The sequence below is a fragment of the Flavobacterium humidisoli genome, from assembly GCF_023272795.1.
Lineage (GTDB): Bacteria > Bacteroidota > Bacteroidia > Flavobacteriales > Flavobacteriaceae > Flavobacterium > Flavobacterium humidisoli.
Genome location: NZ_CP096829.1, coordinates 5,550,053 through 5,562,792, shown reverse-complemented (window position 1 = coordinate 5,562,792; position 12,740 = coordinate 5,550,053). Strand labels below are relative to the sequence as shown.

Annotated in this window: 17 protein-coding genes; 13 read left to right on the top strand and 4 right to left on the bottom strand. The window is 32.7% G+C overall.

The features are described from left to right. Window positions 1–25 precede the first annotated feature (25 nt). The 9 genes from M0M44_RS23400 (at window position 26) to M0M44_RS23360 (ending at window position 5,330) form a co-directional block, all read left to right on the top strand. Entirely contained in the window at window positions 26–796 is a 771-nt protein-coding gene (locus M0M44_RS23400) for a 3'-5' exonuclease (RefSeq protein WP_248727902.1), read from the top strand. An 87-nt stretch (window positions 797–883) separates the two neighbouring features. Then, window positions 884–1,495: a fumarylacetoacetate hydrolase family protein gene (locus M0M44_RS23395; RefSeq protein WP_111289096.1), complete on the top strand. Its 612-nt coding sequence runs from the start codon at window positions 884–886 to the stop codon at window positions 1,493–1,495. After that, window positions 1,495–1,839, top strand: coding sequence for an Hpt domain-containing protein (locus M0M44_RS23390; RefSeq protein ID WP_008468078.1), 345 nt, complete (start codon window positions 1,495–1,497; stop codon window positions 1,837–1,839). Before M0M44_RS23395 ends, M0M44_RS23390 begins: the two co-directional genes overlap by 1 nt. Window positions 1,840–2,017: 178 nt before the next feature. Then, complete coding sequence (locus M0M44_RS23385) at window positions 2,018–3,271, top strand: CinA family nicotinamide mononucleotide deamidase-related protein (protein ID WP_248727901.1); 1,254 nt, start codon at window positions 2,018–2,020, stop codon at window positions 3,269–3,271. Window positions 3,272–3,342: 71 nt separating this feature from the next. Continuing rightward, the gene (rpmB, locus tag M0M44_RS23380) at window positions 3,343–3,579 is read left to right on the top strand and encodes a 50S ribosomal protein L28 (protein ID WP_008468080.1); all 237 of its coding nucleotides are present in this window, start codon (window positions 3,343–3,345) and stop codon (window positions 3,577–3,579) included. Between the two features lie 27 nt (window positions 3,580–3,606). Then, complete coding sequence (gene rpmG, locus M0M44_RS23375; RefSeq protein ID WP_008253902.1) at window positions 3,607–3,789, top strand: 50S ribosomal protein L33; 183 nt, start codon at window positions 3,607–3,609, stop codon at window positions 3,787–3,789. Between the two features lie 75 nt (window positions 3,790–3,864). After that, window positions 3,865–4,017 carry a DUF4295 domain-containing protein gene (locus M0M44_RS23370; protein WP_008468081.1) on the top strand — a complete coding sequence of 51 codons (153 nt, stop codon included), beginning with the start codon at window positions 3,865–3,867 and terminating at the stop codon, window positions 4,015–4,017. Window positions 4,018–4,205: 188 nt separating this feature from the next. After that, entirely contained in the window at window positions 4,206–5,159 is a 954-nt protein-coding gene (gene ftsY, locus M0M44_RS23365) for a signal recognition particle-docking protein FtsY (protein ID WP_248727900.1), read from the top strand. A gap of 6 nt (window positions 5,160–5,165) precedes the next feature. Further along, window positions 5,166–5,330 (top strand): hypothetical protein, encoded by a 165-nt coding sequence (locus M0M44_RS23360; protein WP_248727899.1) that lies wholly within the window; start codon window positions 5,166–5,168, stop codon window positions 5,328–5,330. Window positions 5,331–5,612: 282 nt separating this feature from the next. On the opposite strand, the gene M0M44_RS23355 is transcribed toward M0M44_RS23360, so the two are convergent. Then, window positions 5,613–6,125: a cupredoxin domain-containing protein gene (locus tag M0M44_RS23355; RefSeq protein WP_248727898.1), complete on the bottom strand. Its 513-nt coding sequence runs from the start codon at window positions 6,123–6,125 to the stop codon at window positions 5,613–5,615. A 359-nt stretch (window positions 6,126–6,484) separates the two neighbouring features. Here M0M44_RS23355 and M0M44_RS23350 point away from each other — a divergent pair, with 359 nt between their 5' ends. Further along, a complete protein-coding gene (locus M0M44_RS23350) occupies window positions 6,485–6,925 on the top strand; it encodes a lipocalin-like domain-containing protein (RefSeq protein WP_248727897.1) in 441 nt (146 codons plus the stop codon). After that, complete coding sequence (locus M0M44_RS23345) at window positions 6,906–7,202, top strand: DciA family protein (protein WP_248727896.1); 297 nt, start codon at window positions 6,906–6,908, stop codon at window positions 7,200–7,202. Before M0M44_RS23350 ends, M0M44_RS23345 begins: the two co-directional genes overlap by 20 nt. A 100-nt stretch (window positions 7,203–7,302) precedes the next feature. Here the strand turns inward: M0M44_RS23345 and M0M44_RS23340 are convergent, their stop codons facing one another. The 3 genes from M0M44_RS23340 to bshC form a co-directional block, all read right to left on the bottom strand. Next, window positions 7,303–7,722 (bottom strand): nucleoside-diphosphate kinase, encoded by a 420-nt coding sequence (locus M0M44_RS23340; protein WP_012026941.1) that lies wholly within the window; start codon window positions 7,720–7,722, stop codon window positions 7,303–7,305. Window positions 7,723–7,842: 120 nt separating this feature from the next. Continuing rightward, entirely contained in the window at window positions 7,843–9,114 is a 1,272-nt protein-coding gene (locus tag M0M44_RS23335) for an acyltransferase family protein (RefSeq protein ID WP_248727895.1), read from the bottom strand. Between the two features lie 123 nt (window positions 9,115–9,237). Beyond that, window positions 9,238–10,827: a bacillithiol biosynthesis cysteine-adding enzyme BshC gene (bshC, locus tag M0M44_RS23330; protein ID WP_248727894.1), complete on the bottom strand. Its 1,590-nt coding sequence runs from the start codon at window positions 10,825–10,827 to the stop codon at window positions 9,238–9,240. A 273-nt stretch (window positions 10,828–11,100) separates the two neighbouring features. Here bshC and M0M44_RS23325 point away from each other — a divergent pair, with 273 nt between their 5' ends. Both M0M44_RS23325 and M0M44_RS23320 read left to right on the top strand, forming a co-directional pair. Continuing rightward, the gene (locus tag M0M44_RS23325) at window positions 11,101–12,378 is read left to right on the top strand and encodes an MFS transporter (protein WP_248727893.1); all 1,278 of its coding nucleotides are present in this window, start codon (window positions 11,101–11,103) and stop codon (window positions 12,376–12,378) included. Window positions 12,379–12,481: 103 nt separating this feature from the next. Next, window positions 12,482–12,736 carry an autorepressor SdpR family transcription factor gene (locus M0M44_RS23320; RefSeq protein WP_111289072.1) on the top strand — a complete coding sequence of 85 codons (255 nt, stop codon included), beginning with the start codon at window positions 12,482–12,484 and terminating at the stop codon, window positions 12,734–12,736. Window positions 12,737–12,740 lie beyond the last annotated feature (4 nt).

Sequence of the window (12,740 nt, the reverse complement as noted above, 5' to 3'; positions counted from 1 at the left end):
ATTTGTAAACTTATAAAAATTAGAAATGGAATTAAAACTTAACAAGCCAATTTGCTTTTTTGATCTCGAAACAACGGGAATTGATATCGGTAAAGATAGAATCGTAGAAATTTCAATATTCAAAGTTTTTCCAAACGGAAACAAAGAAAGTAAAACCTGGTTGGTTAATCCAACAATTCCAATTCCTCCACAAACAACTGCAGTTCATGGTATAACAGATGAAAAAGTAGCCAACGAACCCACTTTTGCAGAACTTGCTCCGCATATTCATAATATGATTAAGGACAGTGATTTGGGCGGATTTAATTCAGATCGTTTCGATATTCCGCTTTTGGCTGAAGAATTACTTCGCGCAGGAGTTGATTTTGATATGAAAAACAAAGTTTCTGTAGATGTACAGACTATTTTTCATAAAATGGAAGAGCGTACTTTAAGCGCTGCTTTGAAATTTTATTGTGGAAAAAGTTTAGACAATGCGCATTCGGCAGAAGCAGATACAATGGCAACTTACGAAATCTTGAAAGCGCAATTAGATCGCTATCCAGAATTAGAGAACGACATGAAATCTTTGTCTGAATTTACAACACGTAAAAAAATCGCCGATTTTGCGGGAATGATTGCTTTTGATCAAGATGATGAAGAAATTTTTACTTTTGGAAAACATAAAGGAGCAAAAGTAGAAAAGGTTCTAGAAACAGAACCGGGATATTTCAGCTGGATTCAAAATGCTGATTTTCCGTTGTACACCAAAAAAGTTTTGACAGCAATTAAATTAAGAAAATTAAATACTAAATAAGTTTCTAAGATGCTAAGGTTCTGAGATTCTAATTTTTTTAGATTCTTAGTATCTTAGCATCTCAGTATCTCAGTAACTTAAAAAAGAATGAAAATTATCTGTGTCGGCAGGAATTATGCCAATCATATAGAAGAGTTGAAAAACGAACGCCCAAGCGAGCCAGTTGTTTTTATGAAGCCAGATTCGGCGGTCTTGTTGAAGCAACATCCGTTTGTTATTCCGGAGTTTTCTGAAGATGTTCATCATGAAGTTGAAATAATCGTAAAGATTAATAAGGTCGGGAAATATATTGAGCCAAAATTTGCTCATAAATATTATGATGAAATAAGTGTTGGAATAGATTTTACTGCACGAGACCTGCAAAGTAAATTGAAAGAAAAAGGACTTCCGTGGGAAAAAGCCAAGGCGTTTGACGGTTCTGCAGTTATTGGAGATTTTTTGCCAAAAACTGATTTTGTTTCTATGGAAAATCTTAATTTTGAATTAAGGAGCAATTCAGAAACAGTTCAAAAAGGAAACTCTAGTATGATGCTTTGGAAGATTGATGAATTGATTTCTCATGTGTCTCAGTTTTTTACCTTAAAAATTGGAGATATTATTTTTACAGGAACGCCTGCAGGTGTTGCGGCTGTAAAACCAAATGATGTTTTAGAAGGCTTTTTAGAAGATAAAAAATTATTCAGAATACAAGTAAAATAATGGCTTTAAAATACAACCTTTCGAAAGTATATGCGCTTTCAGATAACGATCCTGAATTTGTAAATCAGATTTTAACTTTATTTGTTACAGAGGTTCCAGAAGATTTAAAACAAATTAAAGAAGGAATAAAAAAGAAGGATCATAAATACGCCTATTCCTATGCTCATAAAATAAAGCCTACACTAGATTTAATGGGGTTAAATGTGGCTTTTGAAGAAATTTTGCAGGTAGAAGCTTGGACAAAAGCTGAAGGCAAAAAAAAGGATATTATCGAAACTTTTAAAAGTATTAAAGTACAAGTAAAAGAAGCGATTAAAGAAATTAAAAAAGATTTTGATCTTTAATATAGAATTTGACTTATTCCTGTTTTTATAAAAGGAATAAGTCAAAACATTTTTAAATTTTGTAAACGGGCTTATAGTTTGTAAAAGCCGTTAATACCTTCCCCCTAGACAAAATTTAATTTTCTACTTATAAATTATTGGCTTAATTTATTTAAGCGACAAAAATATTCCACTGATTATGAAAGCAGCAATTATTACTATTGGAGATGAAATCTTAATTGGCCAAATCGTAGATACAAATTCGGCTTTTATTGCCAAATCACTCGATAGAATTGGAGTTGAGGTGGCAGAAATGCTGTCCATAAGCGATGACAAAAAACATATTTTAGACACTTTTGCACAACTACAAAACAAAGTAGATGTTGTGATTGTGACGGGCGGATTAGGGCCAACTAAAGATGATGTAACAAAGAAAACTTTTTGTGAATACTTTGATGATGAACTAGTAGTTGATCAAAAAGTTTTGGCGCACGTGACTGAATTAATTGAAGGGTTTTATAACAGGCCCATTTCGCAACTCAATAAAGATCAAGCCTTGGTGCCTTCTACTTGTACTGTTTTGCATAACAAAGTAGGAACAGCGCCAGGAATGTGGATGAAGAAGGAAAATACCGTTTTTATTTCGCTTCCAGGAGTTCCGTACGAAATGAAATATCTGGTAGAAGAAGAAATAATCCCTAAAATTGTCCGCGAATATAAACGTCCTTACATTATTCATAAAACCATTTTGACTTATGGACAAGGGGAGAGTTTAGTGGCAGAACGTATTGAACAATGGGAGAATAATCTTCCAGAGTTTATAAAACTGGCTTATCTGCCCAATCCGGGGCGAGTTCGTCTGCGTTTAACCGCTCGCGGGACTAATAAAGAAGAATTAGAAGAAGCGATAGAAAGTAATGTGCAGTCCTTGGACGCTATCATTCACGATATAATTGTAGGTTACGAAGAGAATGAAACAATTGAAACGGTAATAGGTAAACTGCTTACCAAGCAAAATAAAACAATCTCAACGGCAGAAAGTTGTACTGGTGGAAGAATTGCTTCATTATTGTCGGCTGTTCCAGGCTCATCAAGCTATTTTAAAGGAAGTGTCGTTTCTTATGCAACAGAAGTCAAAATAAATGTTTTGGGAATACCGCAAAATTTAATTGATCGATTTTCGGTAGTTAGTGCTGAGGTTGCATCGGCTATGGCTTTGAGTGTTAAAGATTTGCTGAAAACCGACTATGCGCTAGCAACGACGGGCAATGCAGGTCCATCAAAAGGCGATTCTGATGCTGAAATAGGCATTGTTTTTATTGCTTTGGCAACACCAGATGGGGTAATTGTTGAGGAATTTAACTTCGGACAACCTCGTGAAAAAGTGATAGATAGGGCGTCTGTTAAGAGTTTGGAAATATTACAGAAAGAAATTTTAAAAATTGTGCAATAATTTTTTGCTAAAATGGTTTATTTTTCTTTTCTTTGCACCCTGATTTTGAATAACGATAAAAGATAAGTATAATGTCAAGAGTTTGTGACCTTACAGGTAAAAGAGCGATGGTAGGAAATAACGTTTCTCACGCTATGAACAAAACTAAGAGAAAGTTTTCTGTAAACTTAGTTAAAAAGCGTTTTTATCTTCCAGAAGAAGATAGATGGATTACTCTTAGAGTAGCAGCATCTACGATAAAAACAATTAATAAAAATGGAATCACTGCAGTTTTGAAAAAAGCGCAGTCAGAAGGATTTATCAAATAATCTTTTCCTAAATAAATATATAGCAAGATGGCAAAGAAAGGTAATAGAATCCAAGTAATTTTAGAATGTACTGAGCACAAAACTTCTGGTGTTCCAGGTACTTCTAGATATATTACAACTAAGAACAAAAAAAATACTCCAGATAGATTAGAGATTAAAAAATTTAATCCAATCTTAAAAAGAGTAACTGTTCACAAAGAAATTAAGTAATAATTAGAGATTTTGATTAAATCTCAAATGGTTTTTCATTTGAAGATTTAATGAATTTCAAATAACATTTGAATCATGGCAAAGAAAACCGTAGCATCGTTACAAACATCTTCTAAGAGATTATCAAAAGCCATCAAAATGGTAAAATCTCCTAAAACTGGTGCATATACATTCGTAGAATCTATTATGGCTCCTGAAGAAGTTGATGAGTTCTTGAAAAAGAAATAATTATAATTACATTATATAGAAAAGCTACTTTCTTTCGGAAGTAGCTTTTTTATTACCTATATTTGTCTATAAATTTAAAGAATCGTAACAATTGGCCTTTTTTTGGAAAACAATTGCTCTTTCTTTAAAGATTTGGATTTCTTGCGTGAAAATTGAGAAATCTAGTAAATCTAAATAATCTACAAAAAATGAGTTTTTTTAAAAAATTATTCTCTACCGAAAAAAAAGAGACTTTAGACAAAGGTCTTGAAAAAACGAAAACTACTTTTTTCTCGAAGTTAAGTAAAGCCGTTGCTGGGAAATCTAAAGTTGATGATGATGTTTTAGATAATCTGGAGGAAGTTCTTGTAGCTTCTGATGTTGGGGTAGATACTACTTTGAAAATTATTACAAGAATTGAAAAGCGTGTTGCTGAAGATAAATATCTAGGAACAGAAGAATTGAATCAAATTCTTCGTGATGAAATTGGTGCTTTATTATCTGAAACGAATACCGGTGAGGCAACAGAATTCGAAATTCCGAAAGATAAAAAACCTTATGTCTTAATGGTTGTTGGGGTAAATGGGGTAGGAAAGACAACAACAATTGGTAAACTGGCTTATCAATTTAAAAAAGCGGGTCATAAAGTGGTTTTAGGTGCGGCGGATACTTTCCGTGCAGCGGCCATTGATCAATTGCAAGTTTGGGCCGATCGCGTAAATGTACCAATTGTAAGACAGCAAATGGGAAGTGATCCTGCTTCCGTAGCTTTCGATACTTTGCAATCTGCTGTTGCTCAAGATGCTGATGTTGTAATTATTGATACAGCTGGACGTCTTCATAATAAAATAAACTTAATGAATGAGCTGACAAAAGTAAAACGTGTAATGCAGAAAGTGGTTGCTGATGCGCCTCATGATGTACTTTTGGTTTTAGATGGTTCTACAGGTCAAAATGCTTTTGAACAAGCTAAACAATTTACTGCGGCTACAGAGGTTACTTCATTGGCGGTAACTAAATTGGACGGAACTGCAAAAGGCGGTGTTGTAATTGGTATTTCAGATCAATTTCAAATCCCAGTAAAATATATTGGTGTCGGCGAAGGAATTGAAGATTTGCAAGTCTTTAATAAGTATGAATTTGTAGATAGTTTCTTTAAATAATTAATAATGAAAAATATTTCTGCTTTAACTTTTTATTTTGCTAGTGTACTCTCTTTTGTTCTGGCAAATGTTTTAAAGGATAAAAATCTTTCGGTCTATTATATTTTGCTAGTGGCTGGAATAATTTTGTTCTTTTTAGGGGTTCTTAAGAGAATAAAAACAAATCGCTAGTTTTTTTGCTCCAACGTATAGCGTTCTAAAAATATTGAGCTTTTAAATAAAGGTTTTTAATGAAACTTTGTTTAAAAGCTTTTTTTTAAACGGGCCATTCTTTTGTTGTGTTTTAATAAAGGCAGTTTTGCAAAATTAAGGGCAAGATTCCGTTCGTGTCAATTTTGTCTTTTAATTTGGGTTTAAAATAATTCACCCAAGTTTGTCTGCTAGTTTGATTGTTGAAATAGTTTAATCAATTATTTGAGATTAATGTTGATTCCTTGTCTTTGTAAGGAATTGTCATGGTTGTGAAGTTTCCATTTTTGTGCCGTCAGTATAAACAATATAGGTAGCTTTTATTTTTGTAACTTTATCGGCATCTGTTGAGAAATCTTCCCAATATTCTGTTTGGGTTTGACCTGGTTTTAAAAGAATGGCGGATTTTTCTTGGTAATTTCCTTCTCCATAAAAGTACTTGCCACTTGCAGGTTCGTCGAAAGAATTGACACAAGACCATTCAAATTTGATAGCTTTAATTGTTTTCTTGCCTGTATTTTTAAAAACTATTTCAATGTCTTTATGGTCAGAATAAGAGCTTTCTCGTATTGTTGTTCTTATGATTTTTATATCAATGTTTTCTTTTTTGTTTTCTTTGGTTGAATCTTTTTTGTGAAAATGTGAACTGTCTTTCAGGATGTTGTTGTCTTCTGTCAGATGTTGTTTTTTGTTTTTTGTATAACTATGACTTGACTGCTTTTGTTTAGTGCAATTAAAAAATAAAATAGTAATTATTAATAATGATATGGTCTTCACTGCTTTTAGTTTTGAGTTATTGATTATTATTCTTTTTTGATAGATTTTTTGATGTGTAAATGAAATAAAGTTCTGTATAATGTTAGATATTGCTTGTCTTTAAAAGTCTTATATGTATTAGAATAGGGCACTTTTATCTTTTAAAATAATTAATAGACAAAGTATTTCTTTTGATGATTATAAGGTTATCTTTGTAGTCCGAGAAAATTTCTTTTGAAAACAAGAGCCCTAGCCCTGATGGAAGCGGCATCCTTTTGTGCCGGGGTTCGGCACAAAAGATACAGCGGACAGCAGGAAATAGCTCCTAATTCTTCGACTTCATTTAGATTAAAAAAGAATAAATTTTAATATTTTTATTTATGAAAAACGCTTTTATAGTTTTGTTTTGTTCACTTTTATTTGTGAGCTGTAAACAGGAAATAAAACCTGCAGATCTCACCAAATTAAATGGTTATTGGGAAATTGAAAAAGTGGTTTTTGAGAAAGGGGAAGAGAAGGAGTATAAAATGAACGAGACTTTTGATTTTTTCCAAATTAAAAATAATAAAGGAGTTCGAACGAAAGTGATGCCACAATTTGACGGTACATTTTTGACAACAGACACATTTGAGAATGTTTCGGTTCGTTTTGCTGGAGAACAAGTTTTCTTAGATTATAAAACGGATTATGCAAAATGGAGCGAAGAGATTATCTCGCTCTCTGATGACAAATTGGTGGTTAAAAATGCACAAAAAATAGAATATCATTATAAAAAAGCTGGACCAGTAAACCTTTTGAAAGATGGCGAAAAGAATAAATAACGAAAGTACTATTAGTGCTGTATTACAGCAGATTATTCAAGTGAATAAATTGCAGCCAGGTATGGATCAAATTGATGTTCGTGACGCCTGGAAAAATCTTATGGGGAGCGGAGTGAATACTTATACTCGGAATGTTGTATTGAAAGGCAGTACACTTTATGTAGAATTAGGGTCGTCTGTTCTGCGCGAAGAATTAACTCACGGAAAATACAAGATAGTAAAAATGATTAATGAAGAATTGGGTCGTGAGGTTGTAAAAGATGTTGTTTTACGCTGATTTTAGATTTTATATATAAAAAAATCCATTTCAATTGAAATGGATTTTTTGTTTTGATATTAAGTTCAGCAATCTAAAATCTGAACTCTAAAATCATAAATTAAAATTGCTCTCTTCCTGCAAAGTGGAATGCGCTTTCGATAGCAGCATTTTCATCGCTGTCAGATCCGTGAACTGCATTTTCTCCGATTGAAGTAGCGTATGCTTTACGAATAGTTCCTTCAGCAGCTTCAGCTGGGTTTGTAGCTCCAATTAAAGTTCTGAAATCTTCTACTGCGTTATCTTTCTCTAAAATAGCAGCAACAATTGGTCCGCGAGACATAAATTCAACTAATTCTCCGTAGAAAGGTCTTTCTGCGTGAACTGCATAAAATGCTTTTGCATCTGCTACAGTTAATTGAGTTAATTTTAATGAAACGATTTTGAAACCACCATTAGTAATCATTGCTAAGATATTCCCGATGTGTCCGTTTGCAACAGCATCTGGTTTAATCATTGTAAAAGTTCTATTTGTTGCCATTTTTTATTTTATTAAATTTTGTGCAAAAGTATACTTTTTTTATGAATTGATTTTAATAAAATCATAATTAAAACTCTTTAGAATGATGTTTTGATTAAGAAAAGGTTATATGCTAAAAAATTAAACTTTAAATATTAATTTGTTTCTGTAGAATATCCATAAAATAAATGTCCAGATCGCAACATAGGTTAGTGCTCCTGCCAAGGAAGCAGACATAGGATTACTGAAAAACGGTGCAATGCCAAAGCGATATAAATAATCTAAAAGATTGGTCTGTTCGCTTGGGATAGATGGGTTTTGAAAACGTATCATTACCAAAGCCTGTGGGATAATCTGTGAAGCAAAGAAAACAATCATAGGATTCACTCCCCAGATTACAAATAGTTTAAAGCCCTTTTTGTATTCTCTTATGTCAATGATATAGTACAATGCCGTAAGGCAGACTGTAGCCAAACCAGTTGTATATAAAACGTAACTGCTTGTCCAGATGGATTTATTTATAGGGAAAACTAAATCCCAGATTAAACCGAAAAAAATTAGCGCAGTACCTATCATTCCCATTCTTTGTGCTTTTTGGATTTTGGTTACACTAAGTAGTAAAATTTGGCCCATAAACAAACCAATAATTCCATTTACAATTGAAGGAATTGTGCTTAAAATTCCTTCTGGATCCCAAGTATTGGTTTCGTGATACATATGTCCTTTTAAGACGACGCTGTCAACCCAAGCAGCGAGATTGGTGCCTCGCTCTAGATTTGCTTCTCCAAATCCCGGAACAGGAATTAAGGTCATAATTGCCCAATATCCTAAAAGCAAAACAGCTCCTGTAATAATTTGGGTTTTTCGGGATGTTTTCAAATATAAAAGCGAAACAACAAAATAGACTACTGCAATACGCTGTAGAACTCCGGGAAGCCGAACATCTTGATAGTTTTCAAATCCGCCGTAGGCTAAAATGAGATAAATAGCCAATATGCCAAATGCAAAAATGTTTTTTAGGCGTGTGCTAAAACTTCCCATCAAAGCATAACCAACCGCAAAAGTAATGACCAATCGTCCAATTAGAAGCGGAATTCCATCTAATCCAAAAAGCTGAATTTTTCCAAAGAAATTAAAGAAAATCCCCAAACAAAGCATTCGTAAAGAGCGAATGAGAATTTTATTGAATGTTGTTTCATCATATGTTTTCTCCTGCATTGCAAGCGGTACAGCAACTCCCATTATAAAAATAAAAAACGGGAATACAAGATCGGTTGGTGTGCAGCCATTCCAGTGCGCGTGTAAAAGCGGAGGATAAACATTTCCCCAATCACCTGGATTGTTTACAATAGTCATCAATAGAATTGTCAGTCCGCGAAAGACATCAAGCGAAATTAGTCGTTCTCTTACCATTAGGTTAGTTAGTTAATAGGTTATAAAATATAATTCTATTTGGTTTGAGAGAGTAAAGATTTAGAAAATGTGCTGGTTATTTGTTTCTAAATCTGTACTTTTTAATTTCTAAAGATAATTATTTTAGATTATTATGATGTCAAAATTATGTTCTAAAGGTTTTAATTTTTGAATTAAAAGCGGAATCAATTGTTCTCCTTTTTCTAAATAAAATTCGGAAAAATTGGCTTGGCGTTCTTGAAGGCTATTGTTTGGAAATAATTCGCACTGCAAATCGGTTACCCTTTGTAACTGATCTTGGAGTTTTCTTTTTTGTGCTCTTAAAAGACGTTTTTCTAGATTTTCCAAACCTTTCTTTTGTTTTACTTCTTGTGCTTTTACGGCTCCAGAAAAAGATTTGTCTGTTTTTTCGGCTAATTCAAATAAATACGCAAACTGTTTTTCAAGTGCTTCTTTTTGTTCTTTTAAATCAATTGGAAATGGCGAAAGTTTATGAGTAATCTCATTAACTAAATATTCCGATTTACTAAATAAATCTTTCCATGATAAATTTAAATTATCGGCTTTTTTAACTTGTTTTTCAGTTGCTAAAAGAACTGAATTTCGAACTAATAATATTGGAAAAGTAATCTGTACAGCATCAAAAAAGGCTTTTAATTCTAGCCAGTATGCAATCTCGCCGCCTCCACCGATATAGCAGAGATTAGGAAGTATAATTTCCTGATATAACGGACGCATAATTACATTTGGACTGAATTTTTCTGGATTGCTTTCTAATAGTTTTAAAATCTCTTCTTTAGAAAATGAAATTTTGGTGTTGTTCACCCAATATTTGTCATTTTCAAAAATGATTCTTTCGCGCAGTTTATCTTCGATATAAAACAAATTAATTTCACGTGGATTTACCTGAACGGCATAATCTGCAAGTTCTTCAATTGATTTTTGAACCGCTTTAAACGAAGTCTGATTTTCTAACTCTTCTTTGGCAAACGGAATAAAAGCACGTTTTAAATCGCGATCGTCTGCATCTATAATCACTAAACCATAGCTTGAAAAAAGTGCATTGGCCAAATAACGGGTTGCATCGGCTAGATTTTCATGTTTTAAATAGGCTTCTTCAAAAAGCTTTTTAAGTGTATTGGCATTAGTGCTTGAACCTAATTCTTTCGAATAGACTTCAAATAAATCTTCTAAACCATTGGTTGAAAGCCTTCCAACAGGACCAGTGCTTTCTGCATTCCAGCGGATTTTTTTTCCTTTAAAATTAAAATAATTAATTTCTTCAAAATCGTGATCCTCTGTAGCCATCCAGTAAACTGGAACAAAATTGTACGAAGGATATTTCGACTTTAATTCTTTAGTTAAATTAATAGTAGAAATAATTTTATATAAAAAATATAGCGGTCCGCTAAATAAATTTAGCTGATGTCCAGTTGTAATTGTAAAAGTATTTTCGAGTTTTAAAAGCGTAATATTTTGTCTCGTTAAATCCGAAATTTCAATATTTTGATATTGTTTTTCCAGCGTTTCAACCAATGCAGTTCTATTGTTATGATCAAAATTGGCTGATTTTTCGGCTATTTGTTTTTCAAAATTTTCTAGGCTTGGAAAATTATTGTACAGCGGTTTTAACTCTGGTTTTTGATCTAAATAATCCTGCATTAGTTTAGAGAAATATCCAGAAGATTGAAAGCTGATACAGTCGGTAGGCATAATTTTAAATTTATTTTTGACAGCTGTAAATTTAATGAAAATATACAGTTAAAAATGCTTTTAACGAATGCTTAAGATTTGATTTTTGATTTTTGTTTTAAAGCACCTAAAATCAAGTTTTTAAATTGGAATAAAATTCATGTTTTTAAAATGGAAAAAACATGAGATTTGTTAAAAAACGAATGATGTTTTAAAACTAATTCTTTGAAACATGAATTATTAATAATGAAACTATATTTTTGTAATCAAAAAAAAAAGTTATATCTATTTTACATGAAAACTAACGAGAATAAAAAGAACTCTCTAAAACATGTTCTTTTTGGAAGCCTTATTGGTACCACAATCGAATTTTTTGATTTTTATATTTATGCCAATGCAGCAGTGTTGGTCTTTCCTCAATTATTTTTTCCTAGTTCAGATTCGACAATGGCGACTCTGGAATCTTTGGCTACTTTTTCTATTGCGTTTTTGTCACGCCCTTTAGGTTCGGCATTTTTTGGGCATTATGGTGATAAGATCGGACGTAAATTTACTCTTGTAGCCGCTTTATTGACAATGGGAATTTCGACAGTAACCATTGGATTCTTGCCCAGCTACGCGAGTATTGGTGTCGCGGCTCCGTTATTATTAATGCTTTGCAGATTCGGACAAGGTGTTGGTTTAGGAGGCGAGTGGGGAGGTGCTGTTTTATTGGCGATAGAAAATGCACCACCAAATAAACGTGCTTGGTACGGAATGTTTCCACAATTAGGCGCTCCAATAGGTTTATTGCTTTCTGGCGGAACTTTCTTGTTATTGACAGATTCTATGAGTAATGAAGATTTTATGAATTATGGTTGGAGAATTCCTTTTATTGCCAGTGCATTTTTAGTAATAGTTGGTTTTTATATTAGAACTAAAATTACAGAAACGCCTTCGTTTGAAAATGCCAAAAAACAGGAAGAAGAGGTAAAAGTTCCTTTTCTAGAATTAGTAAAATCATATAAAAATCAGTTGGTTTTTGGAACATTCGCAGCAATAACAACATTCTTGGTTTTCTATTTAATGACTGTATTTACACTTAGCTGGGCTACTTCAGATTTAGGAATTGTAAAAAGAGATGGATTATTGATTCAATTATTCTCTGTATTGTTTTTTGCGCTTTTTATTCCAGTTTCTGCTGTTGTGGCCGACAAGATTGGTCGTCGCAAAATGCTTATCGTCGCAACTGCGGCTATTGCCGTTTTTGGATTTTTCTTTTCTTACTTTTTAAGTTCTGGAAATATCGTTTTGGTTACCATTTTTGCTTGCATCGGAATGTCATTAATGGGTTTTACTTACGGACCTTTGGGAACTTTTCTGTCTGAATTATTTCCAACAAATGTTCGTTATTCTGGAGCTTCTTTAACTTTTAATATGGCGGGAATTTTAGGAGCTGCTTTTGCACCAATGATCGCAATTTGGTTAGCTAAGACATATGATGTGAGTTATGTAGGTTTCTATTTGGTAACCGCGGCACTTATATCTATAGTTTCATTTTTGGTAATTAGCAAAGACGAACATAAGTTTTAGACTATAGATTTAAAATATTTCAAAAGCAGTAATGTAAAAAATTACTGCTTTTTTTTTGTTTGTTAGAAAAGTATTTAGATATTTGTCTAAATATATAAATATAATGAATGATATTTTTAAAGCATTAAATGATGCGACTAGAAGAGAGATTCTGGATCTTTTAAAGCAGAAGGATTTATCTGCAGGAGAGATTGCAGACGCTTTTAATATTTCTAAACCGAGCATTTCACATCATTTAGATATTTTAAAACGGGCCGATTTAATTACATCTGAAAAAAACGGACAATTCATCATTTACTCCATCAATACCACCATAATGGAAGATGTTTTACAATGGATACTAACCTTTAAACAATAATAAT

Excerpts from the sequence above, each read along its gene's own strand:
- M0M44_RS23335 (WP_248727895.1), bottom strand. The coding sequence starts at position 9,114 with ATGGTAAGAGAACGACTAATTTCGCTTGATGTCTTTCGCGGACTGACA.
- M0M44_RS23370 (WP_008468081.1), top strand. The coding sequence starts at position 3,865 with ATGGCAAAGAAAACCGTAGCATCGTTACAAACATCTTCTAAGAGATTA.
- M0M44_RS23345 (WP_248727896.1), top strand. The coding sequence starts at position 6,906 with ATGGCGAAAAGAATAAATAACGAAAGTACTATTAGTGCTGTATTACAG.
- M0M44_RS23385 (WP_248727901.1), top strand. The coding sequence starts at position 2,018 with ATGAAAGCAGCAATTATTACTATTGGAGATGAAATCTTAATTGGCCAA.
- rpmG (WP_008253902.1), top strand. The coding sequence starts at position 3,607 with ATGGCAAAGAAAGGTAATAGAATCCAAGTAATTTTAGAATGTACTGAG.
- M0M44_RS23325 (WP_248727893.1), top strand. The coding sequence starts at position 11,101 with ATGAAAACTAACGAGAATAAAAAGAACTCTCTAAAACATGTTCTTTTT.
- M0M44_RS23400 (WP_248727902.1), top strand. The coding sequence starts at position 26 with ATGGAATTAAAACTTAACAAGCCAATTTGCTTTTTTGATCTCGAAACA.
- M0M44_RS23350 (WP_248727897.1), top strand. The coding sequence starts at position 6,485 with ATGAAAAACGCTTTTATAGTTTTGTTTTGTTCACTTTTATTTGTGAGC.
- M0M44_RS23340 (WP_012026941.1), bottom strand. The coding sequence starts at position 7,722 with ATGGCAACAAATAGAACTTTTACAATGATTAAACCAGATGCTGTTGCA.
- rpmB (WP_008468080.1), top strand. The coding sequence starts at position 3,343 with ATGTCAAGAGTTTGTGACCTTACAGGTAAAAGAGCGATGGTAGGAAAT.
- ftsY (WP_248727900.1), top strand. The coding sequence starts at position 4,206 with ATGAGTTTTTTTAAAAAATTATTCTCTACCGAAAAAAAAGAGACTTTA.
- bshC (WP_248727894.1), bottom strand. The coding sequence starts at position 10,827 with ATGCCTACCGACTGTATCAGCTTTCAATCTTCTGGATATTTCTCTAAA.
- M0M44_RS23395 (WP_111289096.1), top strand. The coding sequence starts at position 884 with ATGAAAATTATCTGTGTCGGCAGGAATTATGCCAATCATATAGAAGAG.
- M0M44_RS23390 (WP_008468078.1), top strand. The coding sequence starts at position 1,495 with ATGGCTTTAAAATACAACCTTTCGAAAGTATATGCGCTTTCAGATAAC.
- M0M44_RS23320 (WP_111289072.1), top strand. The coding sequence starts at position 12,482 with ATGAATGATATTTTTAAAGCATTAAATGATGCGACTAGAAGAGAGATT.
- M0M44_RS23360 (WP_248727899.1), top strand. The coding sequence starts at position 5,166 with ATGAAAAATATTTCTGCTTTAACTTTTTATTTTGCTAGTGTACTCTCT.